The 26,486-nt window shown below is 62.9% G+C and carries 34 protein-coding genes and 1 tRNA gene; 21 read left to right on the forward strand and 14 right to left on the reverse strand.

The genetic code is table 11. The features are described 5' to 3' along the window. Positions 1-24 precede the first annotated feature (24 nt). From AC07S4_RS05245 to AC07S4_RS05290, 10 genes are all read right to left on the reverse strand, one after another. Positions 25-855, reverse strand: coding sequence for a head maturation protease, ClpP-related (locus tag AC07S4_RS05245; RefSeq protein ID WP_494985635.1), 831 nt, complete (start codon positions 853-855; stop codon positions 25-27). Continuing rightward, positions 827-2,080: a phage portal protein gene (locus tag AC07S4_RS05250; RefSeq protein ID WP_494985636.1), complete on the reverse strand. Its 1,254-nt coding sequence runs from the start codon at positions 2,078-2,080 to the stop codon at positions 827-829. Before AC07S4_RS05250 ends, AC07S4_RS05245 begins: the two co-directional genes overlap by 29 nt. Positions 2,081-2,090: 10 nt before the next feature. Then, a complete protein-coding gene (locus tag AC07S4_RS05255; RefSeq protein ID WP_494985637.1) occupies positions 2,091-3,827 on the reverse strand; it encodes a terminase large subunit in 1,737 nt (578 codons plus the stop codon). Next, a complete protein-coding gene (locus AC07S4_RS05260) occupies positions 3,793-4,314 on the reverse strand; it encodes a phage terminase small subunit P27 family (protein ID WP_494985638.1) in 522 nt (173 codons plus the stop codon). The genes AC07S4_RS05255 and AC07S4_RS05260 overlap by 35 nt, the downstream gene beginning before the upstream one ends. Before the next feature lie 118 nt (positions 4,315-4,432). Beyond that, the gene (locus AC07S4_RS05265) at positions 4,433-4,747 is read right to left on the reverse strand and encodes an HNH endonuclease (RefSeq protein WP_494985639.1); all 315 of its coding nucleotides are present in this window, start codon (positions 4,745-4,747) and stop codon (positions 4,433-4,435) included. A 103-nt stretch (positions 4,748-4,850) separates the two neighbouring features. Then, positions 4,851-5,027 carry a hypothetical protein gene (locus AC07S4_RS05270; RefSeq protein ID WP_494985640.1) on the reverse strand — a complete coding sequence of 59 codons (177 nt, stop codon included), beginning with the start codon at positions 5,025-5,027 and terminating at the stop codon, positions 4,851-4,853. Positions 5,028-5,123: 96 nt separating this feature from the next. Beyond that, positions 5,124-5,501, reverse strand: a complete 378-nt coding sequence (locus AC07S4_RS05275) for a hypothetical protein (RefSeq protein WP_494985641.1) — start codon at positions 5,499-5,501, stop codon at positions 5,124-5,126. A gap of 281 nt (positions 5,502-5,782) precedes the next feature. Beyond that, positions 5,783-8,518: a DUF5906 domain-containing protein gene (locus AC07S4_RS05280; protein WP_494985642.1), complete on the reverse strand. Its 2,736-nt coding sequence runs from the start codon at positions 8,516-8,518 to the stop codon at positions 5,783-5,785. Beyond that, on the reverse strand, positions 8,515-8,958 hold the full coding sequence (locus AC07S4_RS05285) for a phage regulatory CII family protein (protein ID WP_494985643.1): 444 nt from the start codon (positions 8,956-8,958) through the stop codon (positions 8,515-8,517). Before AC07S4_RS05285 ends, AC07S4_RS05280 begins: the two co-directional genes overlap by 4 nt. 158 nt (positions 8,959-9,116) lie before the next feature. Further along, entirely contained in the window at positions 9,117-9,425 is a 309-nt protein-coding gene (locus AC07S4_RS05290) for a helix-turn-helix domain-containing protein (RefSeq protein WP_494985644.1), read from the reverse strand. Between the two features lie 81 nt (positions 9,426-9,506). Here AC07S4_RS05290 and AC07S4_RS05295 point away from each other — a divergent pair, with 81 nt between their 5' ends. The 19 genes from AC07S4_RS05295 to AC07S4_RS05385 all read left to right on the forward strand — a co-directional run bounded on the left by AC07S4_RS05295 (position 9,507) and on the right by AC07S4_RS05385 (position 22,032). Beyond that, entirely contained in the window at positions 9,507-10,202 is a 696-nt protein-coding gene (locus AC07S4_RS05295) for an XRE family transcriptional regulator (RefSeq protein ID WP_494985645.1), read from the forward strand. 91 nt (positions 10,203-10,293) lie between these two features. Next, positions 10,294-11,337 carry a DUF4214 domain-containing protein gene (locus AC07S4_RS05300; protein ID WP_494985646.1) on the forward strand — a complete coding sequence of 348 codons (1,044 nt, stop codon included), beginning with the start codon at positions 10,294-10,296 and terminating at the stop codon, positions 11,335-11,337. A 161-nt stretch (positions 11,338-11,498) separates the two neighbouring features. Next, positions 11,499-12,221, forward strand: coding sequence for an Lcl domain-containing protein (locus AC07S4_RS05305; protein ID WP_494985647.1), 723 nt, complete (start codon positions 11,499-11,501; stop codon positions 12,219-12,221). An 11-nt stretch (positions 12,222-12,232) separates the two neighbouring features. Further along, on the forward strand, positions 12,233-12,673 hold the full coding sequence (locus AC07S4_RS05310; protein WP_494985648.1) for a hypothetical protein: 441 nt from the start codon (positions 12,233-12,235) through the stop codon (positions 12,671-12,673). Further along, positions 12,670-12,924, forward strand: a complete 255-nt coding sequence (locus AC07S4_RS05315) for a hypothetical protein (protein WP_494985649.1) — start codon at positions 12,670-12,672, stop codon at positions 12,922-12,924. The genes AC07S4_RS05310 and AC07S4_RS05315 overlap by 4 nt, the downstream gene beginning before the upstream one ends. 136 nt (positions 12,925-13,060) lie before the next feature. Next, positions 13,061-13,249 (forward strand): hypothetical protein, encoded by a 189-nt coding sequence (locus tag AC07S4_RS05320; RefSeq protein WP_056394681.1) that lies wholly within the window; start codon positions 13,061-13,063, stop codon positions 13,247-13,249. A 9-nt stretch (positions 13,250-13,258) separates the two neighbouring features. Further along, on the forward strand, positions 13,259-13,648 hold the full coding sequence (locus AC07S4_RS05325; protein ID WP_494985650.1) for a nucleoside triphosphate pyrophosphohydrolase family protein: 390 nt from the start codon (positions 13,259-13,261) through the stop codon (positions 13,646-13,648). A gap of 30 nt (positions 13,649-13,678) precedes the next feature. Then, entirely contained in the window at positions 13,679-14,029 is a 351-nt protein-coding gene (locus AC07S4_RS05330) for a YfdP family phage-associated protein (protein ID WP_494985651.1), read from the forward strand. After that, a complete protein-coding gene (locus AC07S4_RS05335; RefSeq protein ID WP_494985652.1) occupies positions 14,026-14,853 on the forward strand; it encodes a DUF2303 family protein in 828 nt (275 codons plus the stop codon). The genes AC07S4_RS05330 and AC07S4_RS05335 overlap by 4 nt, the downstream gene beginning before the upstream one ends. Before the next feature lie 2 nt (positions 14,854-14,855). Next, positions 14,856-15,068, forward strand: a complete 213-nt coding sequence (locus AC07S4_RS05340; RefSeq protein WP_494985653.1) for a hypothetical protein — start codon at positions 14,856-14,858, stop codon at positions 15,066-15,068. A gap of 18 nt (positions 15,069-15,086) precedes the next feature. Then, positions 15,087-15,497 carry an Lcl C-terminal domain-containing protein gene (locus AC07S4_RS05345; RefSeq protein WP_494985654.1) on the forward strand — a complete coding sequence of 137 codons (411 nt, stop codon included), beginning with the start codon at positions 15,087-15,089 and terminating at the stop codon, positions 15,495-15,497. 61 nt (positions 15,498-15,558) lie between these two features. Beyond that, positions 15,559-16,170, forward strand: coding sequence for an Lcl C-terminal domain-containing protein (locus tag AC07S4_RS05350; protein ID WP_494985655.1), 612 nt, complete (start codon positions 15,559-15,561; stop codon positions 16,168-16,170). A gap of 12 nt (positions 16,171-16,182) precedes the next feature. Beyond that, entirely contained in the window at positions 16,183-16,554 is a 372-nt protein-coding gene (locus AC07S4_RS05355) for a four helix bundle protein (protein WP_494985656.1), read from the forward strand. A 205-nt stretch (positions 16,555-16,759) separates the two neighbouring features. Continuing rightward, positions 16,760-17,932 carry an RNA-directed DNA polymerase gene (locus tag AC07S4_RS05360; protein WP_494985657.1) on the forward strand — a complete coding sequence of 391 codons (1,173 nt, stop codon included), beginning with the start codon at positions 16,760-16,762 and terminating at the stop codon, positions 17,930-17,932. Continuing rightward, positions 17,922-19,775: a DNA cytosine methyltransferase gene (locus AC07S4_RS05365; RefSeq protein ID WP_494985658.1), complete on the forward strand. Its 1,854-nt coding sequence runs from the start codon at positions 17,922-17,924 to the stop codon at positions 19,773-19,775. The genes AC07S4_RS05360 and AC07S4_RS05365 overlap by 11 nt, the downstream gene beginning before the upstream one ends. 37 nt (positions 19,776-19,812) lie before the next feature. After that, positions 19,813-20,439, forward strand: a complete 627-nt coding sequence (locus tag AC07S4_RS05370; protein WP_494985659.1) for a hypothetical protein — start codon at positions 19,813-19,815, stop codon at positions 20,437-20,439. A gap of 3 nt (positions 20,440-20,442) precedes the next feature. After that, positions 20,443-20,655: a hypothetical protein gene (locus AC07S4_RS05375; protein WP_494985660.1), complete on the forward strand. Its 213-nt coding sequence runs from the start codon at positions 20,443-20,445 to the stop codon at positions 20,653-20,655. Positions 20,656-20,686: 31 nt separating this feature from the next. Further along, positions 20,687-20,902, forward strand: coding sequence for a DUF4224 domain-containing protein (locus AC07S4_RS05380; protein ID WP_494985661.1), 216 nt, complete (start codon positions 20,687-20,689; stop codon positions 20,900-20,902). Beyond that, entirely contained in the window at positions 20,899-22,032 is a 1,134-nt protein-coding gene (locus tag AC07S4_RS05385) for a tyrosine-type recombinase/integrase (protein ID WP_494985662.1), read from the forward strand. The genes AC07S4_RS05380 and AC07S4_RS05385 overlap by 4 nt, the downstream gene beginning before the upstream one ends. Before the next feature lie 95 nt (positions 22,033-22,127). On the opposite strand, the gene AC07S4_RS05390 is transcribed toward AC07S4_RS05385, so the two are convergent. Continuing rightward, a tRNA-Pro gene (locus AC07S4_RS05390) sits at positions 22,128-22,204 on the reverse strand. A 62-nt stretch (positions 22,205-22,266) separates the two neighbouring features. On the opposite strand from AC07S4_RS05390, the gene AC07S4_RS05395 reads away from it, so the two are divergent. Next, positions 22,267-23,118 carry an SIR2 family NAD-dependent protein deacylase gene (locus AC07S4_RS05395; protein WP_494985663.1) on the forward strand — a complete coding sequence of 284 codons (852 nt, stop codon included), beginning with the start codon at positions 22,267-22,269 and terminating at the stop codon, positions 23,116-23,118. Here AC07S4_RS05395 and AC07S4_RS05400 read toward each other — a convergent pair. Both AC07S4_RS05400 and AC07S4_RS05405 read right to left on the reverse strand, forming a co-directional pair. Continuing rightward, complete coding sequence (locus AC07S4_RS05400) at positions 23,115-23,825, reverse strand: fumarylacetoacetate hydrolase family protein (RefSeq protein WP_494985664.1); 711 nt, start codon at positions 23,823-23,825, stop codon at positions 23,115-23,117. The two genes, AC07S4_RS05395 and AC07S4_RS05400, sit on opposite strands and share 4 nt — an antisense overlap. Positions 23,826-23,833: 8 nt before the next feature. Then, positions 23,834-24,445 (reverse strand): TetR/AcrR family transcriptional regulator, encoded by a 612-nt coding sequence (locus AC07S4_RS05405; protein ID WP_494985665.1) that lies wholly within the window; start codon positions 24,443-24,445, stop codon positions 23,834-23,836. Positions 24,446-24,570: 125 nt separating this feature from the next. Between AC07S4_RS05405 and AC07S4_RS05410 the strand changes: the two genes are divergently transcribed. Further along, complete coding sequence (locus tag AC07S4_RS05410; RefSeq protein ID WP_161071850.1) at positions 24,571-25,059, forward strand: GNAT family N-acetyltransferase; 489 nt, start codon at positions 24,571-24,573, stop codon at positions 25,057-25,059. Between the two features lie 16 nt (positions 25,060-25,075). Here the strand turns inward: AC07S4_RS05410 and AC07S4_RS05415 are convergent, their stop codons facing one another. Then, positions 25,076-26,485 carry an efflux transporter outer membrane subunit gene (locus AC07S4_RS05415; protein WP_494985666.1) on the reverse strand — a complete coding sequence of 470 codons (1,410 nt, stop codon included), beginning with the start codon at positions 26,483-26,485 and terminating at the stop codon, positions 25,076-25,078. Between the last annotated feature and the right edge of the window lies 1 nt (position 26,486).

Consider the following 26,486-nt stretch of genomic DNA (forward strand, 5'->3'; position numbering starts at 1 on the left):
TTGTGTGTTTGTGGTTCTCTTAAATCACCGACGAAGCGTTGCAATCGCCGAAAGCAGGCCGGGAACAAGGTCGGCACCAGCGTCATGCGTGGCGCCCGGAGCAGCGTCGTGCGTGCCCCTCATTTGCTCCAACAGGGCCCGCCGCTCGGAACGCGGCATACCCTGCTTAGCCAACATGCTATCGATGCGGCGTTTCGCCACGAGTGCCGCATTTGCCTGGTCTTGCTCAGCAACCACCTCATCAGCGGCCAGCAGGCTTGTGGCAAAGCCGGCGTCCAGCGCAGCTTGACCGGTCATCCAAGTCTCGGCATCCATCAGGGCAGCGGCCTCCTCTACCGTAATGCCAGCTGCCTGGGCATACAGCTCGGCCATACTGGAATCGAACTGGTCCATGACATCGGCCGCGCCGCGCAGATCGTGACGGTTCCCGACCACCACCGACCATGCGTTGTGGATCATCAGGAAGCCGGACCGGGCTACCTGAATTTCGTCACCCGCCATGGCAATCACGGACGCGGCCGAGGCGGCCAAGCCGACCACCTTCACGGTCACCTTGTGAGGATGCTCGCGCAGCAGGTTATAGATAGCCAGGCCCTCGAAGAAGTCGCCCCCGGGGGAATTGATAGAAACAGTGACGTCGCGCGAGCCGATCGAACGCAGCGCAGCGCCGATGCGCTTGGCTGTCACCCCTTCACTCCAACCGTCGGAACCGATCATGTCGTAAATGGTGATGGTTTCGTCGCCGGCAGCGCCGCGCACTGCGGCATCCCATTTTCCAACCGCGTCGGATGGCGCGTCCCACTTCACTCCATCAATCGACAGGGCGTTAAGCTTCGGCAGTTTTCGCAGGGTCATCTTGATGTTCCTCGTTTTGCGGTTTCCCTGCCGTGTTCGGCGGGTCGTAGTAGATGCCGCCGCGTCCGTCCTCGCGCGGATTCTGGTCTTCCATGCTGCGGATCTCGTCGGGGCTGTACACGCCCCATTGCAGCGCGCTGGTATAGCCAGCCCAGCGCGTCTTCGAATCACCGCGCAGCAGCGCATTCACGTTATAGCGGGCATCGATACTTTCCCACTCGCTCTCGCTGATCAAATCACGCTTGATGGATTCTTCCCAGATCTTGATCCAATCGTTCAGCGTGTAGGTCACAAAACCAGTACCCTGTGCCTCAATGCCGGAGCCCCAACTGGTGGACTTCTCGGTGGCGCCGATCATGTGCGGCGGCACGCCGAAGAACATGGCAATGTCATAGCGCTGGAAATCCCGCGTTCCAAGCCACTGCGCGTCTTCTGCAGAGAGAGCCACTGGGTCGAACTTCATGCCCTCTTCCGCCAATATCCACTTGCCAGCGTTTTCGGCCCCACTGTTTTTTTCATCCAGGGACTCACGCAAATTCTTGGCCGCTGCGTCGGTCAACTTGCCAGGATGCGAAATAACGCCACCCGACAGCATGCCGTTTCTGAATATGCGTGCACCGGCCTGCTCCGTTTGCAGGGCTAAGCCCAGCGACTCCCGCATGTTGGACAGAACCGACATACCGGTCACCCCATCCAGGGACATGCCGCGCAGGTGCATGATGTCCTTCTGGCCTAACGTGATACGGCTACCGTTGCGGCCCGTGACTTCATAATTCATCGCCAAAGTGTCTAACTGCGTTGCTGTTACGCGGTCAGGATGCAACGGTATTAGAGCCTGCAGCGAGCCGCCCAACATCACCTTCCGCGCATAAGCATTCCCCCGCAGCAGCAGATGGCCTTGCATCATGCGGCGGAACTCCGATGGCGTCTGCCAGGGGTTAGGCTTCACGGTCAGAATCTTGCGCAGCGGGTGCCCAACGGCAGGCGCGCGCGCGCGCTCGTCGACCCGCCGAATCAGATCTAGCGGCAATGTGGCGATCGAACCCGAAATGATGTTCACGCAGCGCCAAGCCGCAGCCACCTTCATGGCGCTGGCTTCGGTAACAGCGGCGCCGGAAGCCGTGCCTCCGCCGCGCAGCATGTCACGCACCGACTCGCCTGATTCCGAACCCTGTGCACGTGGGCTACCGCCAAACGCTATGCTCAGTCGGTCAAAAAATCCCATTTGCACCCCATCAGAAAAATATTACGCCGCGATCCTCGTAGACGCTTGTTGTGTCCACCGCAGCGCCGATCAGGCCCACTGCCATAACCGCAGCAACCGCCCCATCAACCCTGCCAGTGGCGCGCTCCTTCGCGATCTTACGGTTGCCTGCGGGGTCGCTCATCAGCACAGCGTTCGCCATACACCACGTCATAATCGGATTGCCATCGTGCTGCAGCTGCTGCTCAATCATCAGCCGCTCGTATTCGTCCACCGCCGGCGCCATGTCCTTGAAGCCCTGGCCGAACGGCGAGAGTGGCGGCAACGCATAGCCCTCATCGTCAATCATTGCCTTCAGGTCTTCGATCCGCCAGCGGTCGTAAGCGATCTCGCGGATATCAAACACCGAACACAGCTCAGCCAATCTTGCCAGCACCGCCTTCTTGTTAATCGCCCGGCCCGGCAGCGCCGACAAATGGCCTGCGTCGCGCCAGGCGAGGTAGGGCACACGATCTTTCGCGGCCTTCGCCAACAACCCGTCGCCGGGCAACCAGAAGAAGGGGATTAAGCGGTGCACAGGGTCGTCCAGCGTCGGGTCCAACAGGAACACCAAGGCGGTCAAGTCCTGCGTGCTGGACAAGTCCAGCCCCGCGACACCAGTCCGACCGTAGAATCGTTCCAACGGCATCGGCTCTTTGCTCTGGCAGCCGAACCAGATATCCGCCGATATCCACGGCGAATTCGATTCGGTCCACTGGCAGAAATTCAAGCGCCGCACCAGCGCTTCTTTGGATGGCATGCCGCGCGCCTGGGTGACCTGCTCGCGCAGATACTTCAGGCCCGGCACGCCGTGCGCCAGACTGGGGTTCACCTTCTCCCAGCATCCCTCGTCCACAAACGGGTCGTCCAGCAGGTCCAGGCTGCAGATGAAGGCGAAGAAGCTGTCGTCCACCAGCTGGCCGGCGCAGACCTGCGCGCCATAGTCGTGGTATTCCCAGCAGACTGTGCGCTTGTCCGTGCCGCTGTTGGTGATCATGAAGATCAGCGCCTGGCGCCGGCTCTTCGTGCCCGCCCTCATCATCTCGACGACGGTGGCATTCTTGTGCTCGTGAATCTCATCCAGCAGCGCCATGTGCGGACGCGGGCCGGACTGGCCGTCGTCCGCGCTGATCGGGCGGAAGAACGACGAGGTCTTGTTGTAGGCGAGGTTCCATTCCTTGCCCTTCGCGCCGGACACAGCCAGCCGGCCCGCCAGCTGAGGCGAGTGGTCCACCATTGCGATAGCGTCGCGGAACAGAATCGCGGCCTGATCCTTCTTGGTGGCCGCCGCGTAGATCTCAGCGCGGGGCTCGCCGTCGGCGGTTAGGCCGTACAGGCCGATGCCGGCCGATAGCGGCGACTTGCCGCTCCCCTTCGCCGTCTCGACGTAGGCGACACGGAAGCGCCGGTAGCCGTCCGCTCCCTTCCAGCCAAACAGGCTGCCGATGATGAAGGCCTGCCAGGGCAGCACCACGAAGGCCTTGCCTTCGAACTGGCCACCGTTCAGGCAGAGCACGTCCTCAAAATAACCGATGGCGCGCCGCGCCGCGTCCAGATCCCACACCAGCCCGCGCGCCGGGCCTTCCTCCAGATCCCGCAGGTGCCGTTTGCACGCGTCCCGAACTTGCGGACCCGCTACGATCTCGCCCGCGACGACCGCCAGCGCATAGGCGGTGGCGCGGTCTTCAGCTGGTTCAGAAGTAGGTGGCTGCTTTGGTTTTTTCGTCATTCGGGAACAACTCGCCCTGGCCCACGGGCACTCGCACTTGCAGGCGGGCGCGCGCCGACGGGTTCAAACCAAAAGAGTTGCCGGCGGTGCGCATGCGATCCTCGGCACGGTTGGCCACCTGCATCCAGGCGCTGATTTGTTTGTAGCCGCTGGGCGTGCTCTCCACGAACCCGGCGTCCTGCATTTCAGCGATGCGCTTGCGCGCGTGCTTCCAGTCCGCCCATGCCTGGCAGTACACCGCCAGTTCGCCTCGGTCGATCTTGGTGACGACGCCCAGCGTGACCAGGTCGGCGATAATGCGGCGCCACTCGGTCTTCGCGTCCGTGGTCAGGAAGTCGGGGCAGGCCGGCGCGGCAGCAGCAGCGTCCACCGGCTTGTGATTGGCACCGGCGGCCAGTTCGGCAGCGGACTTCTTCGACGGATTGCCGCGTATGGCGTGCACCGTCGCCGGTATCGGACGCCGACCCGAATTCTGATTGCCTGACATGTGATCTCCCGGCAGCTATACCCCCCTGCCATATTTCCCGATTTTGCGAACGGAGGGAGGAGAGCGGTCTTAGGTTTGAACCGCCCAGAGATTGAAGCCCCCCTCCCCGGCAAACCCGTCAGGCTGGCCGGTTCCAATGGTGGTTCGCATCGAGCGGCACGCCATCTAGGCTGCAACCGCGCAGCGTTCCGCTTTTCTCCATCTGCTGCTTCGCGCCGTCGTGGCACGGTTTGCACAGCGACTGCAGATTCTTCTCGTCGAAGAACAGTTCTTCGTCGCCCCGATGCGCCTTGATGTGGTCGGCGACGGTGGCCGACGTTACCTTGCCCAACTTGGCGCACATCTCGCACAGCGGCTGTAACTGCAGCTGGTGCCAGCGCAAGCGATACCAGCGCTTCGTGTTGTAGAGGTGTTTGTATGCCGCGGCGGCCATGTGCTGCTACTTGATCTTGGTGCTACCAACGCCACGCAGCAAAGAGCAGGCGCAGTCGCGCTGCAACTTGGCCAGCTCGATAGCGATCATCAGCCACCTCCGCTCAGCTTCGATCGTCATGGTGATCCTCGTCTCTGCGATAGCGCGCGTTGTTTTGCAGCAGGCGCCAGCCAAGCTGACGCCGGATTTCGTCGGTGTCGGGCGGCGGTTCAAGCGGATCAGCGCGCAGTTCCATCTGCTCGCGGGTCGGACGTTCTGCCCACCGCGTCTCGCCTTCCATGCCCGCCTCACAAAGTGATCGCCCAATGCAAAAAGCCCCGCGTTTAGCGAGGCTTTCAAAAGCTTGGGACGTGCACCGTCCCTCTGGTGTTGGATTCTAGAGAAAAAAACTGCGGGTAGCAATATTATTCTTCAATTTTTTTTCGAGCAACGCGCGCGCCTCCATAAGCTCCGTCTCATAACTCAGGTGAGGAAACTTCCACATCGTGGCAATACCACACTGCTTACGCAATGCCCAGTCCAGGTGACGCGGCATGCCGCTCATCATCGCCTCTACGGCCTCGGCGGCCGCGTTGTCCATGCTGTCGTATAGCTGCTCAGAGTCGGCGCTGGCCTCGCTGGCCAGCATGGCCGAGCGGCGATGCCAGCCTATGCCAACGTCGCTGCGACGCTGCCACTGCACCCATATCCCCAGGCATACGTCCAACGGATCATGCCGCGCCGCCACTATCTCCACCCTACGAATCGCAACCATCTCCTGCTCCTTTAAAATTTCACCTCATTGCCGGGTTGCTCAGGCCTTACTTCAAACCCTGCAACGCTGTAGCCCGCATATACACTCATCCTTGGCAGGGTATGTAGGGTATGCAGCGTTTCCGATTCCTCATGCGAGAGAAACACTCCAAAAACCTGACTCCATGAAAATACGCGCATACGCGGTAAAAGCCTGCAAACCCCATCTACCCTGCTACACACCAGTATTCATGCGGCCTACGACGTTGCAGGGTTGGTTGTCTACCCTGCTAGCGCCTGCAATTAACCCTGCTCGTCGGCTATGCCGTCACCACGAATGTCACCCAGTTTCCGGAACCGATCGATCTGCTTCTCGACGGACTCTGTCTCGCCCTCCGCCTTAACCTCGAAGATCATCCTGGTGGTCTTACCCTTCGCGCCCACCGCCACCGACCGCTTCACCTTGTGCTCGCGGCTGGCCAGCAGCCCGGCGAACTTGCACAGCGTGAGCGGCTTCTCGCCCGTCTTGTCGCACCAGCGCCGGTATATCTTGAACAGGTCTTCGGAAAGGCAGGAACAGTAAGGCGCCGCCAGGTAGCCGTCCTTCCAGGAGCGGTGGAACGACATCCAGCCGTTCAGGCCGAACTCGATCACGCGCTCCTTGGCCAGGGTCATCATCGGCTTGGTGTGTTCGTTGAAGCCGTCCAGCGGAAAGCTCAAGAGAAAGTGGTAGAAGGCCTCGACCCCGCCGGCTGAAATAGCAGCGCTGACCTCGTCGTAGAACTCCTTGGACTGCTTGGCCCGGGCCTCGATCACCATAAAGCGCCGATCCTCCAACTCAATCGGGATGGGTTGCGGCTCATTGGACAGGAAGGTTCCATTCAGGTGGTTCCGCTCCGTCCGCTCCGGCAAGTTTTTTTGGTTGATGCTCATCGACTTGCCGGTGATCATGTACTTCAGCGTGCCGTTGTGGCTGTACTTGTCGTCGCGCGACAATACCTCTTCAAACAGCACGAACAGCTTGCGCGAGCGCCAGGCGGTGAAGGTGGAGTCCAGCTGGTGCTGGCTGGCCACGGTGCCGTAGTCGCCGTAGATCGGCGCCACCACGTCCTGGAAGAACAGACTCTTGCCGGTACCTTGCTTCTCGCCGAACATCAGGAGCGCAGTCTGCATCTTGGCGCCCGGGTTCTGCAGCGGGAACGCAAGCCAGCGCAGGATCCAGGCCACACACTCGTCAACGTTGTCCTCGGCGCTGCACAAGGATTCAAGGAGCGCGAGGATCGGCTCCACCAGGGCCGCATTCGGCTTCGGCTTCAAGGGCCAGCCGAGGAAGATGTTGACGGTGGTTTCTGGGTCCGCCGTCTGCGTCGGATCGAACACAAGGTTCCGCGCCTCGATGGTCTTGCGCAACGCATGCTCCTGCCACTTGCCGGTCAGGTCCGCAGTGTAGTCGGCCCGCACAGCGCCCAGAGTCATAACCTGCTGGCCGATGGCATCCCACACGGTCTCGGTGCCGCGCAGCAGCGTGAGGTTGTCCAGCATTTCGCCCAACTTGCCGCCCCCGGCACCCCCGGGCACTGCGCGGCCGCCGACGAGCGCGGGCAGACTGTCCCGCATGATCGTCCGGCGCCGGGTGTCCTTCTCCCATGCGTGAGCGGCATCCTTGCCTACCCAGGCGTTGAAGGCCGAGCGCTTCATGCGCTGCTTGCGCAGCTCGTCCCAGATATCCGTGGTGGGCCACACCAGAGCGAAGTGCGCGATCAACTGCTCTGCCGTCGGCGCCCTGATGCCTACTGGGTCATCCTCCAATGGGGGTACGGGGGAAACGGGTAGGCAGGAAGGATCACCAGAAGGCGCAGCGGGCAAGCCAACTGGCGCTTCGCCAGCGCCGATACGCTCCAGCACGACCGCCAGCTGCGCGCGCACCTCGTCCAGCGATTCCTCGACGTGCAGGTCATTGAAGTCCGTCCACTTGTTCTCGCCGCGCGCGGCGAAGGTTGGCCAGGCCACGTGGGCGTTGCCGACTTCGCGCGCGGCGGCGCGGGCGCGCGACATCCCTGCGTTCTCGAACTTGGGTGTGCGCATCCGGCGTCCGGACCGCACGTCCACGTCGATGTACCGGGTGCCGGTGGCATCCTCGCGCCAGGTGGCGCACATCGTCGCGCCGGTGCCGTCTTCGGTGACGACCTGGTGGTCGGCGCCGTCGATCGGTGCCGCCGCGGCGATCCCGAAGTCAGCCGCCATGTCGCGCATGTAGCGCTGCTCGAGCAGCCAGTCGTCGTCGGCCAGCAACAACAACGCCGCATCCGGGAAGTCCTGCCGCAGGCGCCGCGCCACCGCCATCAAGTTCCCAGCGTTGAACGCCACCATGATCGGGAAGGCGCGGTCCGTGGCCATGCGCACGGACTGACCGGTGGCGTAGCCCTCGGCGATGCCGATCAGCCGCGACTCCGGTGTCAGCGCGCCGAGCAGGCAGGCCGCGCCCACCATGTCGGCGCCATCGTTGAAGCGCTTCTCACCGTCCGGCTGGACCTTCTGCACGCTGACCAGATCGGGCCGCTCGCCGGCCACGTAGCGGCGGGCAGGAACCAGCAGCACGCCGTTCTCGTCCACGCGCGCGCCGTCGCCGTCGATGCGCTTGCGCGCCAGGTACGGCACGAGTTGCGGTTCCTCGACCTGCGCCGCGCGGGCCCATTGGCGACGGGCGCGCCCGGCGGCCAGCTCGGCAGCACGGTTGCGGCGCTCCACCTCTTCCTGGGCGTACGCAGCCTGACGGCGCTCGGCCTCAGCCCGCTCCTCGTCGCTCACGCCGGTCCAGTCCACCACCACCGACACGGTGCCCGGGTCCTGCCCCTGCCATAAGCCAAAGGCTCCGGTCACAACCTCCTGGCCGGACTTCAGTTTGAACGAGCGCAACTGGTACCACGCCTTCCTGCCCTTGCCGAAGCGCTGGATCTTCCCGATCAGCTTAGGATGGCCGTCCGGCAGATCCGGCAGGCCATGCAACCGCATTTCGATCAGCAGTTCGCCGATATTCATTTCTCGGCCATGCCTTCCATGCGGGCGACCAGCTCGTGCAGCACGCGCGTGGCGCGCATGACCTGCTCCTTGACGCGGACGACCTCGTGCTGCTGGATGCGGCCGTCGGCCAGCGCCTCTTGCACCGATGCGCCCACCGCGCCATTGGCCATCCAGGCTTGCATGGCGATCTCCAGCAGCGCCAGGTCGCTGGCAATGATCTGGTCGCCGACCTGGACGCAGACGTAGCCATGGTTTGCCGCCAGGGCGTGCAGCACAGCGTGGTTGCCGGTCAGCCCCATGGCACGGTCCGCGTCCATCAGGCCGACGATGTTGCCGGCAGCGTTCGGGTTGGCCTTGTTGCGCAACACCGCCGCCGACATACCCATCCGGACGGCCAGCGCCTCGCAGCCACCATCAGCGCTGTGCACGGTCTCGTGAAATGCGTCGAGTATGTTCATACGGAAACCCTTAAAAAGAATGATGTAAACATCAACAAACCTCGGCAAGATGACTCTATGAAAAATTGCCAGCCCAACTTAATTTCCCATTTACAAGAAAATGGGCAAAAAATAGCCGACCAACATTGGCCGGCAATTCATCATCAAATCCACCACTATCATCCACTGCGGCGATCCCGGCCGCGACTCAAAACATTCTGGGTTGACACCACGGCCGCATGGTCCGGCACGGTGTCGAGGATGTTGTTGGTGGTGGGCGGCTGGCGGCCGGAGTGGCCATCGGCTAGCGCATCCAACTCGGCGAATTTCTCCGGCCGGGCGAGACGCAGATATTTGAGCTGAGCCTTCGGAATCCCCGCGCGCCGCCACTCGGATACGGACGGAGGTTTAATGTCGCAGAGCGCGGCAACTTCGGACGTCCCGCCCAAGGCGTCAATGATCTGATCAGGCGTGAGAATTTTAGACATACCTAAAGTTTAGGCTTGCCGAATAATATTTGCAAGCAAAACTTTAGCCATGCCTTAAGTGAATCTTGTTAGGATTACCTAATGACATGGAATAGAAGACTTACCGAGGCCCGAGAGGCCCGTGAAATAAAAAAATCCGCCTTTGCGAGGCTGGTTGGCGTATCTGCACCTACCGTCACCGATTGGGAAAGCGGTCAGACCAAGATGATCGAGGGCGCCAACCTAATCCGAGTGTGCACCGCGCTGGGCATCAGCCCGGCATGGCTACTTGAGGGTGTTGGTGCCATGCATGTAACATCTCACACTTCAATGCTGAGCGGCGCAGCGCGCGTGGTGATCGCGGAGGATGGCGATCCTGACTTCTATCAAATTCCGAAGGTGAAATTGGAACTTCAAGCAGGCATTACCGGCTTCCAGACCATCCCAGACATCTACGACGGCAGCAGGCTCAGTGTCGCGAAGAACTGGGTAGACCGCAACGGGTACTCACCCGATAAGCTGATCGCACTGTCGGTCAAGGGGGAAAGTATGGAGCCCAATCTCTACCAGGGCGATCAGGTGATCGTGAACACGGCCGACAACCGCATGGAAGATGGTGCAGTCTTCGCAGTTAATTATGAAGGCGAGGCAGTCATCAAGCGCCTCATCCGCGACCGTGGCGAATGGTGGCTAGCGTCTGACAATCCGGATCAACGCAAGTATCACCGCAAGAGTTGCCGGAATGGCGAATGTATTATTGTTGGGCGTGTCGTGCGTCGAGAGACCGACAGAATTTAGACGGAAAAAATTAAGCTGATCAGTTAGATTTGGATAGATTTCGTGATTACAAAAATTACTATAATTAAAATTCTAACCACGGGTGTGCGAAATGACCTACACAACATACGATCAACTTAAGGATTTGACGGCCCTCGAAATGTCAGTCGCTCGAATTCTTGAATTCCAGCCGAACACATCCACTACAGCTGGCGCGTTTGAATCGTGGGCGTATTATGTCGGTGCCGATAATAATGCGCTGTTACACGATCTTTTTTCCTTCCAAGCATTCAAAGGCGCCACGTACGATGTGCTAAGCACTAGCTTTTTTGATCCATTCGTTCTAATTGTTTACGACAATCTCGGTAACGCTATTGCCGTGGATGATGGCTTGGGAGGGTATGGTGCAGATCATACCAACTTTGTAGCCCCCTATACGGGAACGTACTACGTCAGCGCGTCTTGGTATCAAGGATCTGCCTCATCGAACAAGGGCGTAGGGCTAGGCGTGTGGCAGGACAAGGACACGATACCGGCGAGAAAATCGAACATAATCTCAGGCACACAGTTGGCCGATAGGTTAATAGCAACTACCGACAACGATGTAATAGACGGTGGAGCGGGGCGCGATACTGTCGTGTTCTCTGGATCAAGTTCAGAATTTACCGTTTTACGTACGGCCATTGGCGTTACTGTCATCGATAAGACTGATCCAACCGCACTCGATACGCTCGGAAATATTGAGAGAGTAGAGTTCAAAGACCGAACTATATCCTTTGAAACTGCAGGAAGTTCAGCCGAAGCCTACAGGCTTTATAAAGCCGCCTTCAACCGAGCGCCTGACGAGGCGGGGCTGGGTTACTGGATAAAAAGCATGGAGTCGGGACTGTCGCTGACGAGTGCTGCTAGCTCCTTTATGCAATCTCAAGAATTTTCCAACCTTTATGGTGCTAAGCCCTCTAATTCCACAATCGTCAACGCCTTATATAAAAACGTTTTACATCGTGCCCCAGACCAGGGCGGTTACGACTATTGGATGAACGCGCTAGATCATGGCTTAGGCGGCGCAGACTTGCTCGTTTCGTTCAGTGAAAGCTCCGAAAATCAAGCCCAAGTCATCGGGACTCTGAACAACGGTTACGCATTCGTATTATAGTCCCAGCCCCCCCCTTCCACCCTCCCCCTCACAACGTCATTTCTTGCGCACCTTAGTGGTGCCCGGGTAAATATTTAGGCATACCGAAAATATTGCTTGACTAAATTTTTAGGCATGCCTAAGATTACTTCATCGACGCACCAACCACCGATGGAGGCCACATGGCACCGCAAGCACTCGCAGCACCTTCTGCCCTTTCTGAACACACCGACCCAGCAGCACTGCTGCCAATCGGCACGGCTATCGTCGGCGGCTTCTACGCCGGCCTGATCCGCGATGCCGACCAGGTATTCGCCCTGATTCTGTCGCCCAAAGCGGGCGGCGAGCTGCACGGCGCCTGGAACTCCCGCTACGACACCGTCCCAGGCGCCGAATCCTTGGTGAACGGCCATGCCAACACCATCGCAATGGCCGAAGCTGGCAGCATGCTGGCGGCCACCGCCTTGGCGCTGATCATCAACGGCTACGCCGACTGGTACATCCCGGCGCGCGACGAGCTGGAGCTGCTGTACCGCCACTTCAAGCCGACCGACTACGAGAATTTCGCCTGCAACGACGGCGCGAACGCCAGCAGCATCCCGGCCGGCGAGGAATACAGCGAGGACACGCCAGGCCAGACGCAGCTGACAGCCTTCCAAGAAGGCGCAGCAGACGCCCTGGCCGCACGCTGGTACTGGTCCAGCACGCAGTACGCCCCGGACCCTGACGACGCGTGGGGCCAGACCTTCGACGATGGCAACCAGGACCTCATCCGCAAGTCGGCCGAGGGCCGGGCGCGCGCTGTCCGCAGATTGCCCATTCAGTCCTTCATCAATTCCATTGCCGAAGCCGCGCAGCTGGAAGCAGCAGCACCCGCCGCCGAACTCGTCGATGCCGCTGCCTAAGCACGATCACCATGAAAGCCCCAGCCCATTTGAACATGGTCTTCGTGTCCGGCCATGCCGACGCGATGCCCATCGGTGAACAGGATCGCCGTTTCATGGTGATCAACCCGCTTGCCACCACCAACGCCCAGCAGTTCGCTGAGCGCATGCGCGCCCACCAGGAGCATCTGGAGGCGCACCAGCGCGACAGCGGCGTCCGCGCCCGTCTGTGCTCGCAGGGCTGCTACACGCTCTACAACCAGCAAGGCCAGTTCATCGGCCGCACGGTGTCGGCGGGCGCGGCGGGCTATTCGGCCGCCACACTGCGCCTCATGGCGGCGCGCATGGCGCACAGCGAGGAGCTGGCGAACATGTGCCGCCTGGTGGATCTGGACTACGAGCGCACCGGCGTGGTGTCGCACAACGCGATTGCGCTGCTGCGCAAGCTCCTGGCCATCATCGGCGCGCCATGAGCCAGCCAAAGAGCTCCCGCGCCTGGGTGGAGTCGCTGATGGCGGCAGCGTTCGCCGGACCGCGCGACCCGCGCAGCGAGGAATACAAGCGCGGCGTGCGCGCGGTGCTGGAGCTGCGCTTCCTGCGCATTCCAATCCCGCGCCTGTACCAGCCCGGTACGGCCAGCGACGACGCCTACTACGCCGGCCAGCAAGAGGGCCATCACCTTTGGCGGGCACACCTTGAAGCACACAAACCCGCAGCCGCCTGACGATTCGCAGCAGGACCTTTGAAGGAGAACTCCATGTTTACCTTGATCGTGTACTACAGCCACTTCCGCAAATGCGGCGCCTCCATCGGGGTAGCGCTGGCGCGCGCGTGGCACGTCAAACGCCACGGTTTCAAGCATGGCGCGCCCTGACCCTGACCGCATGGCGCTGGAGATTGCCCACCGCGCCACCGCCTCCCTGGTGCCGCTGGACGAGATGCTCAAGCATCCCGCACAGGCGGCGCTCCTGAAATGTTTGGCTCGTCGGCATATGCAGCGCCGCGCGCGGCCTGATGTGAAAAAGCTGCAAGCCAACGACAACGACTGAAAGAGAGCCATGAACTTTGAACTGAACACGCCCGCGCTCCATGTAGCGGGGCAAATCCTGAACCAACAATGCCACGGCGCCGCGCTGGCGGCCGGCTGGTGGTCGAACCCGCAAACCGGCAAAGCGATCGAGCGCAACACGGGCGAGATGCTAATGCTGATCGTCTCCGAAATCGCCGAGGGTATGGAGGGCGACCGCAAGAGCCTCATGGACGACAAGCTGCCGGCCCGCACCATGCTGGAAGTTGAGTTGGCCGACGCAGTGATCCGCATCTTTGACCTGGCCGGCAGCAAAGGCTTCGACCTGGGCGCCGCAATCGCCGAAAAGATGGCCTACAACGCCCAGCGGCCCGACCATAAGCCAGCCGCGCGCCTGGCCGTCGGCGGCAAGAAGTACTGACCTCAAACAACAAGAAAGGCCACCCACACCATGAGCACCAAAGCATTCGCTGTCTTTCTGCAGGAGCTGCGCGACGGCCGCACGCACGCCGAGTTGAGCAGCCATCTCAACGAGCTGCTCAAGCACGTGAAGGACACCGGCAAGGGCGGCAGCATCACGCTGCAGATCGCCGTCGGCCCGGCCAGCAAGGGCCAGGATGTCGACAAGGTGATGATCAAGGACAAGATCATCGCCAAACTGCCGACGCCGGAACGCGGCTCCGACCTCTACTGGTTGACCGACGACAACGAGCTGTCCCGCAACCACCCGCGCCAGTCCGTGCTGGACCTGCGCGACGCCAGCACCCAACCACCATCCACTCTGAAGGAAGCCGCAAAATGACGCCCACCACCCCAGCGAACGACGACCTGATCTCTGCTATCCGCGACCTCACCAACGCGGGCGCCGAAGTGAAAGAAATCGAAGGAACTTTCCACTTGGTCGCTCCGAGCGGCTACCAGCACATCGATCTGACCAAGGCGATCCACGCGGTCGCAGAAACGCCGCAGCGCAAGGCCGGTACGAGCCATCTGGACTCCATGGAGAGCCTGAGTAAGTACCTGCTGGACCAGGCCAGCAACACCCGCTGCTATATCTACGCCGACACCGCAAACCGCACGCTCACGGCGGTGCTGAACGACCACTACGCGGACGACGAGACGCCAGGCTGGCGCGATCACCGCGCCGTCTACAAGGCTGAGCTGACCCGCGAGTTCGCCAACTGGCTGTCGCACAGCGGCAAGCAGATGGAGCAGGAGGAATTTGCCATCTTCCTGGAAGACAACATCGCCGATATCGCCGAACCGTCAGGCGAAACGCTGATGGCCGTGGCGCTGACGCTGCAGGCAAAGTCCGAGGTGAGCTTCAAGAGCCACCGCCGCTTGGACAACGGCCAGGTGCAGCTGGGCTACAGCGAGAACGTCAGCACCACCGCCGGCGCCGACGGCACGCTGGAAATCCCGCGTGAATTCGCTATCGGCCTGCGCCTGTTCAAGAACGGCGTTGGCTACAAAATCCGCGCACGCCTGAAGTACCGCCTAACCGCCAGCAAGGTGAAGTTCTGGTACGAACTGGACCGCGCGGAAAACGCCATCGAGGAAGCGTTCGCCGGCTACGTGGTATCGGCCCAGGCGACTGGCTTTACCGTCCTGATGGGCAAGCCGTAACCATGGCCGCGATGAACCAGAACAAGGACATCGCCGTCGGCATGGCGGTCCACTTCGACACCGATCACGGCCCGCAGGAGGGCGAAGTGATCGGCTTCAAGATGGACCTCAGCAATGGTCGTCGCGTGGCCCTGGTCAACGTGCCCGACACGCTGGAGGGCGAACCATGGCCGATGCCCGTTGAGCAGCTGCAGCGCGCCACCGTCGGCGCATAACAATCACGAAAGAGTCACATGGAAACCAACACCCAAGAAGCGGCCCCAACCCTGAAACCGCAATACCTGCGCATAGGCGAGGAGTCGGAAGCCAATGGCGGCATGTACGCCGGCATCGTTCGCGGCGAGGAAGGCCAGCCCGATTATCACCTGTTTCTGATCGCCAGCCGCGACAACAAGAAATTCACCTGGGACAAGGCCATGGCGGCGGCAGCCGAACTCGGCGGCGCCCTGCCTACCCGCCGCGAGCAGGCCATCCTGTTCGGCAATCTGAAGGACCAGTTCCAGCCGGACTGGTACTGGTCTTCGGAGCAGTACGCCCCGAACCCTGTCAACGCGTGGTTCCAGTACTTCTACGGTGGCCTCCAGAACATCAGCCACAAGTCGGCCGAGGGCCGGGCGCGCGCTGTCCGCAGATTAGAAATTTAGTCCTTCATCAATTCGAACCGGGCAAGCAGCCCGGCGCTCAACCACACCGCTGGAGTAAAAAATGGAAGTAGTGCACAAAATGATCACCGTGGACATTGGCGACGGCCATCTCACCGTGCCGACCGACTCGCTGGTCGGGGCCTGGCTGGACCGCGTCATGGGCAAGAAGCCCGCACCAGCCCCGTTCATCGCCGTGCCACGCATCGGCGCCGAGTGGCCGGGCCAAGGCGGCATCTACGCCGGCATCATGCGCGGCGAGGACGGCCAGTCCGACTATCACCTGATCGTGCCGACGGACGCAGGCGCCTACAACCCCGCAATCGCTTGGGGATCGCCAGGCGTCGACATGCAGGACGCGTGCAGCGAATACGACGGCCTGGCTAACACCGTGGCGCTGATCCGTTCGGAGCATGCCCACCCAGCCGCCGAATGGGCTGCAGACCTCGAAATCGGCGAGCTGTGCGACTTCTACTTGCCATCCCGCCGTGAGCTCCGCCTGATGTGGACGAACGTCCCTGAGCTCTTCCTGGACGGCTGGTACTGGTCCAGCACGCAGTACGCCCCGTACCCTACCTACGCGTGGGTCCAGAACTTCGACGATGGCGTCCAGGGCAACACCCTCAAGTCGGCCGAGGGCCGGGCGCGCGCTGTCCGCAGATTAATTATTCAGTGATTTAGTAATTCGATGGCCATCCATACCGAACTGCCGATCTACAAGCTGACCTACGAGCTGATGCTGCTGACCATGGAACTGACAAAGCACATGCCCCGCGAGCTGAAGGCCACCCTGGGCCGCAAGCTGCACGAGGAGTGCTTCAACCTGACCATCCTGGTCTACCGCGCCAACTGCGCCACGGTGAAGACACCGCACCTCGACATGCTGCTGGAACGGGTCCAGGTGGCGGAACTGCTGTTCCGCCTGGCGCACGACCTGCGCGCGATCTCCACCGGCCAGTACAGCCGGGGGTTCGCGCTCACGGACAAGATCGGAAAGCAAGGCAATGGCTGGCGCAAGCACTCCGCATCGTCGCCTGCAGCGCCACCGTCAAGGCGGTGACGACCGTGCGATTTTTAATCTGGTCCTGCCGCTGGCCCACAAGGCCACCGCCATGCGCACCACAGGAACCAGCCGGCGGCGTCCGGCCAGGCCTGGCGCAGTTACCCCGCTGATCGGCCAAGGCCTTCGGCGGGGCGACGTAGATAGCAGGAATGGACGCAGTACGCCCCGAACCCTAACAACGCGTGGAACCAGAACTTCAACGATGGCAACCAGAACAACAACCACAAGTCGGCCGAGGGCCGGGCGCGCGCTGTCCGCAGATCAATACGAAGCGGACTTCACCCTCGAAGAGCTGGCGGTCGCGTATTTCGACTGCCGGCGCAACAAACGGAACTCGGCCAGCGCGCTGGGTTTCGAACTGCACCTTGAGCGCAATCTGATGGAGCTGCACGACGAGCTGGCCGACGGCAGTTATCGCCCCGGCCGCTCGATCTGCTTCGTCGTCACCCGCCCGAAAGCCCGCGAAGTGTGGGCCGCGGACTTCCGGGACCGTGTCGTGCACCACCTGCTGTACAACCGCATCTCGCCGCGCTTCTACGCCTCGTTCATCCAGGACAGCTGCGCGTGCATCCCCGGGCGCGGCACGCTGTACGCCGCCCAGCGGCTGGAGGCGAAGATCCGCAGCACCACGCAGAACTGGACGCGGCCAGCTTGGTACCTGAAATGCGACCTCGCCAACTTCTTCGTCAGCATCGACAAGCGGGTGCTGTGGGAGCAGATCGCGGCGCGCGTCACCGCGCCGTGGTGGCGCCAGCTGGCGCACACCATCCTGTTCCACGACCCGCGCCTGGACTACGAGCTGCGCGGCGCACCGCACCTGCTCCACCGCGTCCCCGCGCACAAGCGGCTCGGCAACCAGCCAGCGCACCTCGGCCTGCCCATCGGCAACCTGTCGTCGCAGTTTTTCGCCAACATCTACCTGGACAAGCTGGACCAGCACGCCAAGCACCACCTGCGCGCGCGGCACTACATCCGCTACGTGGATGACTTCGTGCTGCTGCACGAATCACCGCAGTGGCTAAACGCGGCGCTGGCCGACGTGGCGCAATTCCTGCCGGAGGTGCTGCACGCCCAGCTGAATCCGTCCAAGACCATCCTGCAGCCGGTGGCGCGCGGCGTGGACTTCGTCGGCCACGTGATCAAGCCGTGGCGCAGCCACACCCGGCGCCGCACCGTCAACGAGGCCATCCATCGGGTGAGCCGCATCGACGCAGACGAGGTCTACACGTCGGCGAACAGCTACTTCGGCCTGCTGCGGCAGGCGACCGCCAGCCACCAGGACCGGGCCGCGCTGGCGCACGCCGTGCTGCGGCGCGGGCACAGCGTAAACAAGGCATTCACCAAAGCCTACCGAAAGGGATCCCATGAAGCGTGACATCTTCACCCTCCAGCTGGACTTGGGTCATGAACTGATCGTTGACAACTTCGCCGGCGGCGGAGGCACCAGCACCGGCCTGGAGGCCGCCTTTGGGCGGCCAGTCGATATCGCCATCAACCACGATCCAGAAGCGCTGGCCATGCACGCGCTGAACCACCCGTACACGCGGCACCTATGCGAGAGCGTGTGGGACATCGACCCAATCAAGGTGACAAACAACCGCCCGGTGGCGCTGGTCTGGCTGTCGCCGGACTGCAAGCACTTTTCCAAGGCAAAGGGCGGCACGCCGGTCGAGAAGAAAATTCGCGGCCTGGCCTGGGTGACGCTGCGCTGGGCGGCGAAGTGCAAGCCGCGCGTCATCATGCTGGAGAACGTAGAGGAGTTCAAAACCTGGGGCCCGCTTATCGTAGACGCCGATGGCAAGTGGCGCCCAGACCCTGCGAAGAAGGGCAAAACCTTCGCCAGCTTCATCCGCCAGCTCAAGGCGCACGGCTACTCCGTGGAATACAAGGAGCTGCGCGCCAGCGACCTGAACACTCCCACCATCCGCAAGCGCTTTTTCCTGGTCGCGCGCCGCGACGGACTGCCGATCTGCTGGCCGGAGAACAGCCACGGCGCGCCGTCGTCGGCCGAGGTGGCTGCCGGCCAGCTGCGGCCGCACCGCACCGCCGCCGAGTGCATCGACTTCTCGCTGCCGTGCCCGAGCATCTTCGAGCGCGACAAGCCGCTGGCCGAGGCTACGCTGCGCCGCATCGCCAAGGGTGTGATGCGTTACGTGATCGACGCCGCCGAGCCGTTCATTGTCGGCCAGGGCGGCCCGATCTATTCCGGCAAACCTGTCTCGGCTAATCAGCCGATCGGCACGCTGACCACCGAGAATCACCGCGCTGTCGTCGTGCCCACTCTGGTGCAGACCGGCTACGGCGAGCGCGAGGGCCAGGCGCCGCGCGCACTCGACATCGAGAAGCCGCTGGGCACCGTCGTGGGCTGCGCCGCTAAGCACGCCCTGGTAACTGCCTTCCTGATCGAGCACGCCAACGCAAGCAATCAGCGCATCATGCCGGCCGACGAGCCGCTGCGCACGATCTGCGCGCAGGTGAAGGGTGGGCACTTCGGCATGGTCTCCGCCGTGCTGGTGGACGCAGCCCATGGCGACATTTCGCCGACCGGAGTGAAGCGCTGGGGATCCGGCGTCAAGCAGGTCGATGAGCCCATCGGCACCGTGACCGCCAGCGGCAATAAGGCCCTGGCCACAGCCTTCCTCGCGAAGCACTACACCGGCGTGGTGGGCTCCGACCTGGGCGACCCGATCGGCACAGTCACCAGCACCGACCACCACAGCTTGGTAACCAGCAGCCTGATCAAACTGCGCGGCACCAGCACCACCGCCAGCACGGACGAGCCACTGCACACTATCAGCGCCGGTGGCCAACACCACGCTGAGGTGCGCGCCTTCCTGGTCAAGTACTACGGCGCCGACCAGGATCCTCGCCTCGAGGAGCCGCTGCACACGGTCACCACCAAGGATCGCTTCGGCCTGGTCACCATCCATGGCGTGGACTACCAGATCGTCGATATCGGCCTGCGCATGCTGCAGCCGAAAGAGCTCTATCTTGCACAAGGCTTCCCGCCCGGCTACATCTTCCACGAGATCCCGCTGCCAGAGCTGCTCTTCGAGAACGGACACCAGGCCGTCACGGATCCGCGCACACTGCCGCGCCGCAAGCTAACGAAGTCAGCACAGGTGCGCATGTGCGGCAACAGCGTCTGCCCGCCAGTGGCGGAGGCTCTGATACGAGCCAACTTTGCACATGAAGCAGCGTGGGCAGTGGCCGCCTGACCGAACACCAAAATCTAGAACATACCGAGGGAGCACCATGCAAAAAACTATCTGGAACATCATCGCTAAATTCGCCGCCCGGCCCGCTGTGGCCGACTGGCTCATTCGGCGCGCGCTGCGCACTCCGTACAGCCCGATCATCAAGGACGGCAAGCTGTACATGGACCGCGCATGGCTGTTCAATCCCTACCCCGACAGCGGAGAATCTGGCGCCGACCGCGCGCCATGGAGCTTCCCGATCTCTATCCGCATCCACCACATCGTGCTGCCGGACCAGGACCGCGATCTGCATGACCACCCATGGAACGCCCGCACCATCGTGATCAAGGGCGGCTACACGGAGGATCGTCGCGGCGCCGGCCAGCACGACAGCTACACGCGGCTCGCTGGCGACACCGCGACGCTCAAGTATGGCGAGTACCACCGCATCACATCACTCATGCCCGGTGGCGCGTGGACGATCTTCATCACCGGCCGCCATCGAGGAACCTGGGGGTTCATGGTGAACGGTTCCAAGGTCCCTTGGCGGGAATACCTGGGTCTGCCGCCGAAGCCCGCCGCGCCGCTCGCCGCCGCTGGCAAAGCCCCGCGCCGCCGAATACTCAGCGAGATGACGGCTATTTACGGCACGTTCCTGGTGCTGGCTCTCTGGAATTGGTGGTAAGCCATGGCTGACATGTCCCAGGATGAGGCCGACAAGCACGACTTGCGGCTCCACCGCGCGAAGCAGCTGGCGCGCCAGGTGGAGTATCGCGGCCTACTGCACTTCATCGCAGGCCTGCACTGGCATAAAGGCGACAGCGAAATGACGATCTACCTGGAGGGCAGCTCCGAACCCGTGCGGCCCTGCGAGCTGACCCTGGTCGAGCCGCCCCAATAACCAACCGACAAGCAGAAAGGGGAATTCCGCTATGACGACCATGGACGAGCTAATCCTCTCGAACGAGGAAATCTACCAGCTCACGCACTACCGGCGCCCGGCGCTGCAGCTGCGCGCGCTCAAGCAGCTGGGCATCCCGGCGCTCCGCCTACACGACAACACCGTGCGCGTGCTGCGCATGCACCTGATCCACCCCTCGGCGGCCAGCATCGCGCCGGCCCCACAACGGAAATCCGCAAGACGATGAACCGACGCAGAAAAGCAAACAAGGCCCTGCCCCAGCGCGTGTACCTGAAACACGGCGCCTACTACTTCCTGCCAGCGCTTCCGATGCGGAACCCGGCCACCGGCCGCGAACAGAAGTGGATCCGCCTGTGCAGCGCCGCCGACGGCGAGAGCGCCATGCTGATGGCCCTAGCCGCGCTGAAGGGCGACAAGAGTGTGATGGAGGGATCTATACCCTACGCATGCGCCGAGTTCAAGGCGCACATGCTGGGGGACTACAGCGACGAGGTCAAGAAGACCTACGGTCGCTACCTGGACGTGATCGCCGACGAGTTCGAGGAATTCCACGCGGCCGCCGTCACGACTAAGGACTGTTCCGGCTTCCTGCGTGACAACTACCGCGAAACGCCGAACACCGCGAAAAAGCTGGCCGCCCTGATGAGCAAGCTGTTCAAGTTCATCATCGGCGAGCTGGGCCTGCGCCAGGACAATCCGATCGACCAACTGGACATGTCGAGCTACAAAACCGGCCGGCGCGAGGTGCTGGCCACGCACGACCAGGTGCGCGCGATCCGGGCCGCAGGCATGACCAGCAAGGAGCGCACCGACACCGGCAAGACGCAGCCCAATCCGAGCGGGCCGATGTTCGCTTGCATCATCGACATCTCCTACCTTCTGTGGGCCCGCGCCATCGACATCCGCCTACTGAAGGAAGACCAGATCGAGGACGGCCGTATCCGCATCAAGCCGAGCAAGACCCAGAAGTCCAGTGGGAAGATGGTGGATATCACGGTCACGCCGACCATCCAAGAGGTGCTGGACCGCGCGCGCAGGATCAAGCAGACCTACGGAGGGAAGGCCGCAAAGAGCCGCTACCTGTTCCCGACGCGCCAGGGCGGGGCGTACACGAAGACTGGGCTGTCGTCGATGTGGGACAGGGCTAAGGAGCGCATTGGTATGACGGAGGACGTGGTATTCAAGGATATCCGCGCGCTGGCCGCTACCGATGCGGCACGCCGCGGCGAACACCGCGACGACATCCAGCGCCGCTTGGTGCACACGTCGGGCAAGACCACCGATATCTACATCAAGGAGGTCATCGCGGACGTCTCAGGCATCAGCATGGATCTGCCGTGGCTGAAGGAAAAGTAATCAGAAACAACAAAGCCCGGCGATGATATTAGACAAACGTCTAATATACAGCACTGGGCTTTTATACAGCTTTGTTGCTAAGTCTTTGATTTATCTGGTCGGGACGGTGTGATTCGAACACACGACCCCTTGCACCCCATGCAAGTACGCTACCAGGCTGCGCTACGCCCCGACTGTGGGTGGCATTATAGCAGCAGCTTTGGGATTTTGGTAAGAGTGCTTTATGCTTAACATATGATTAATGCGATTAATTCCATAAACCTTGCCGCCGAGCTGGTTTCCCAGGCGGACGCCCTCATCGTCGCGGCCGGCGCCGGCATGGGCGTGGACTCCGGACTGCCGGACTTTCGCGGCAACCAGGGCTTCTGGCAGGCATATCCCGCGCTCGGCCGCGCGCGGATGGACTTCAGCAGCATCGCTTCGCCGCAGGCGTTCCGGGACGATCCCGCGCTGGCCTGGGGTTTCTACGGCCATCGGCTGGCGCTGTACCGGGCCACGGTGCCGCACCCGGGCTTTGCGCTGCTGCGCGCCTGGGGCGAGCGCATGGAACATGGCGCCAGCGTGTTCACCAGCAATGTGGACGGGCAGTTCCAGCTGGCGGGCTTCGATCCGCAGCGCATAGTCGAGTGCCACGGCTCCATCCACCACCTGCAATGCATGCAGCCTCACCGCCGCCATGCTTGCGGCGCCATCTGGAGCGCGCAGGACTTTGCGCCGGAAGTGGATGCGGACGCCTGCCGCTTGCGCAATGCGCCGCCCGCCTGTCCTCACTGCGGCGGATTGGCGCGGCCGAATATCCTGATGTTTGGCGACGGGGATTGGCTGGAGCGGCGCGCCGAGGAACAGCAGGCGCGCATGCAAACCTGGCTGGCGCGCACGCGCCGCCCGGTGGTGATAGAACTGGGCGCTGGGACGGCGATACCGTCGGTGCGCCATTTCAGCCATGGCGTGGTGCAGCACCACGGCGGGCGCCTGGTGCGCATCAATCCGCGCGAGCCGCAGGTGGCGGGCCCGCTGGACGCGGGCATCGCCATGGGCGCGCTCGACGGCCTGCGGGCCATCGCCGCCGCCCTCGAACAGCTTTAAACCACTTTCAGCGCGATCGGCGCCAGGCCTTCGATGCTGGCCACCATGGTCTGGCCGCGCACCACCGCTCCCACGCCTTCGGGCGTGCCGCTGAAAATCAGGTCGCCCGGCTGCAGCGTGAACAGCGTGGACAGGTTGGCGATGGTTTCGCTGATCGACCAGATCAGGTGCGTGATATGGCTGGACTGCTTGACCGCGCCGTCCACTTCCAGCGTGATGGCGGCCTGCTCGATGGCGCCCGCCTCGGCTGCGCGCGTGATCACGCCGACCGGCGCCGAGTAGTCGAAGGCCTTGCCGATTTCCCATGGACGGCCGGCGTCCTTCATCTGGCCCTGCAGGTCGCGCCGGGTCATGTCCAGGCCGACGGCGTAGCCGAACACGTGCTGCAGCGCGTCCGCCACGGCGATGTCGCTGCCGCCTTTGCCGATGGCCACCACCAGCTCGCACTCGTAATGGTAGTTGCTGGTGCGGGGCGGATACGGCAGCTCGGCCACGCCTTGCGGCGCCACCGGCAGCACGGCCATGCCGTCGCCCGGTTTGCAGAAGAAGAACGGCGGCTCGCGCGTTGGGTCGGAACCCATTTCACGCGCGTGCCCGGCGTAATTGCGGCCGACGCAGTAGATGCGGCGCACCGGGAACAGCGCGTCCGCGCCGGCAACCGGCAGACCCACGATATCGTGGGCGGGGAAAATGTAGGGAGAGTTCATTGCAGCCTTTATGAAAACAGCATCGCCTTCATGGCTATGCCCATATAGCGCGCCAGCGCCTGCTCGTTCAAATTCGGGTTGTGCACCACGCGCACGTCCAGGCCCTGGAACAGGCTGATCATGGCGTCCAGCAGACCGTCCAGGGTGTCGCTGTCCACCGCCAGGCCGTGCCGTTCGCGTGAGGACTTGAGGATGGCGCGGAACTGCACGCGCGCGCGCATGTCGGCATCATGCACCACTTCGGCGATCTTGGGATTGCGCGCGGCCTCGGCGGAAATCTCCAGCGCCAGCGGCCAGGTATTCGGGTCCAGGTGCTCGCGCACGTGGCGCGGCGCGTCGTCCACCATCGACTGCAGCGGGTCGGCCTGCTGCTCCAGGTCGCGCATCAGCTGCGACACGCGCTCCACGTTCTGCTCGACGAAGGCGGCAATGATGGCGTCCTTGCCGTCGAAGTAGTTGTAGATATGGCCGGCGCTCATGCCGGCCGCTTTCGAAATCTCGGCCATGCTGGCGCCATGAAAGCCGCTGCGCCCGAAACAGGCCGCCGCCGCATCCAGCACCTGCTTGCGGCGCACCAGGGCGCGGTCCGGGTCGATATGGCGTTTTTCGGTGGTGCTCATGCAGAATTCCTCGTGTTCGATGCGGTACTGTGGCCAAGCCCGCGCATTTTGTCAATTTGGCGTGTAACATCGGACTGGATTGGTGATACCATAAAGACAACATCAACCAGCCCAGGGTGTTGCCCATGACGACCTACAAGACCGCGCCCTCGATCGAACTGCGCCCGGCCACGGCGGCCGATCAGCACTTCCTGCTGCGCCTGTACGCCAGCACGCGCGGTATGGAATTCCGTCTGCACGGCTGCGACGCGGCCACCGAAGCCATGCTGCAAGCGGTCCAGTGCAAGGCCCAGCAGACCGACTTCCAGCTGCAGTACCCGGACGCCGAGGCCACCATCATCGTCGAACGCGAGCGCCCCATCGGCCGCCTGTACGTGCAGTACAACGAGACCGAAGTGCGGCTGATCGATATCACGCTGCTGCCAGAATATCGTGGACGCGGCATCGGGCGCGGCCTGCTGCGCGGCCTGCAATCCCACGGCCAGCGCCTGCACCTGCCGGTGCGGCTCAACGTCCTGCTTGGCAATCCAGTGCAGCGCCTGTGCCAGCGCTGCGACTTCGTGATGCAGGGCCTGGACGGCTTGTACGCCACCATGGAGTGGACGCCGGCTTAGGCCCTGCCCGGCCGCCTTACTGGTAGCCGCCGCCCAGCACCTTGTACAGCGTGACCTGGTTGCCGGCGCGCGCCAGGCGCGCCGAGATTAGGCTTTGCTGGGCCGCGTACAGCGCGCGCTGCGACACCAGCGCGTTCAGGTACGACTCCGAACCCTTCTGATAGCGCGCCTCGTGGATGCGGTAGCTCTTTTGCGACGCGTCGGCCAGCGCGGCCTGCGAGGCCAGGCGCTCGTCCAGCGTGCCGCGCTGGGCCAGCGCGTCCGCCACTTCGCGGAAGGCCGACTGGATGGCCTGTTCGTAGCGCGCCACGGCGATGTCGCGCTCCACCTTGGCCACCTTCAGGTTGGCGGTGTTGGCGCCGCCGTTGAAGATGGGCAGATTAATCTGCGGCAGGAAGCTCCACGTGCCGGAACCGGCTTTGAACAGGCCGGACAGATTGCTGCTGGCGCTGCCGGCGCTGCCGGTCAGCGAAATGCTTGGGAAGAAGGCCGCGCGCGCCGCGCCGATATTGGCGTTGGCCGCTTGCAGCGTGCGTTCCGCGCCCAGCACGTCCGGACGGCGCTGCAGCACTTCGGACGGCAGGCCGGCGGGCAGCTCGGCCATCGCGGCCACGCTGGCGAGCGGCGCCTGCTGCTGTTGCAGTTCGGCCGGCACCACCGTGCCCACCACCAGCGCCAGCGCGTTCTCGCCCTGCGCCACTTGCGCGGTGTAGACCGCCATGTCGTTGCGGGCCGCTTCCACGCTGGTCTGCGCTTCGTACATATCCAGGCCGGAGGTGGCGCCCGCTGCGAAGCGGCGCTTGCTCAGCTCATAGCTGATCTGCTGGCTCTTCAGCGTATCCGCCGCCAGGCCCAGGCGCTCGCGGTCGGCCTGCAAGGCCAGCCAGGTGTTGGCCACTTCGGCCACCAGGCTGATTTGCTGCGCGCGGCGTGCTTCCTCGGTGCCCAGGTATTGCTGCAGGGCCGCCTCGGACAGGCTGCGCACCTTGCCAAAGAAATCCAGCTCGTAGGACACGCCCAGGCTGGCCGTGTACTGGCGGTTGATAGCGCCCTGCCCGCCGGCGCTCAGATTGTCCGCCGTGCGGGTGGCGTTCTGGCCGCCGGACGCGTTCACGCTGGGCACGAGCGCGGCGCGCTGGATGCCGTACTGCGCGCGCGCCTTCTCGATATTGAGCGCCGAGACGCGCAGGTCGCGGTTGTTGGCCAGCGCCAGCGCGATCACTTCGCGCAGACGCTGGTCGGCGAAGTAGTCGCGCCAGGCGATGTCCGCGGCGGGCTTGGCGTCCGCCGCCACCTGGGCCGGCTTGTAGGCGTCGCCTTGCGGCCAGCCTGCCGTCACCGGCGCGGCCGGACGTTCGTACACCGGGGCCAGGCTGCATGCGCTGAGCAAGGTGGCAGCGGCCAGGGAAAGTAAAGTCTTTTGCATA

The sequence above is a fragment of the Pseudoduganella sp. GW821-FHT05F09 genome (genome assembly GCF_059419605.1).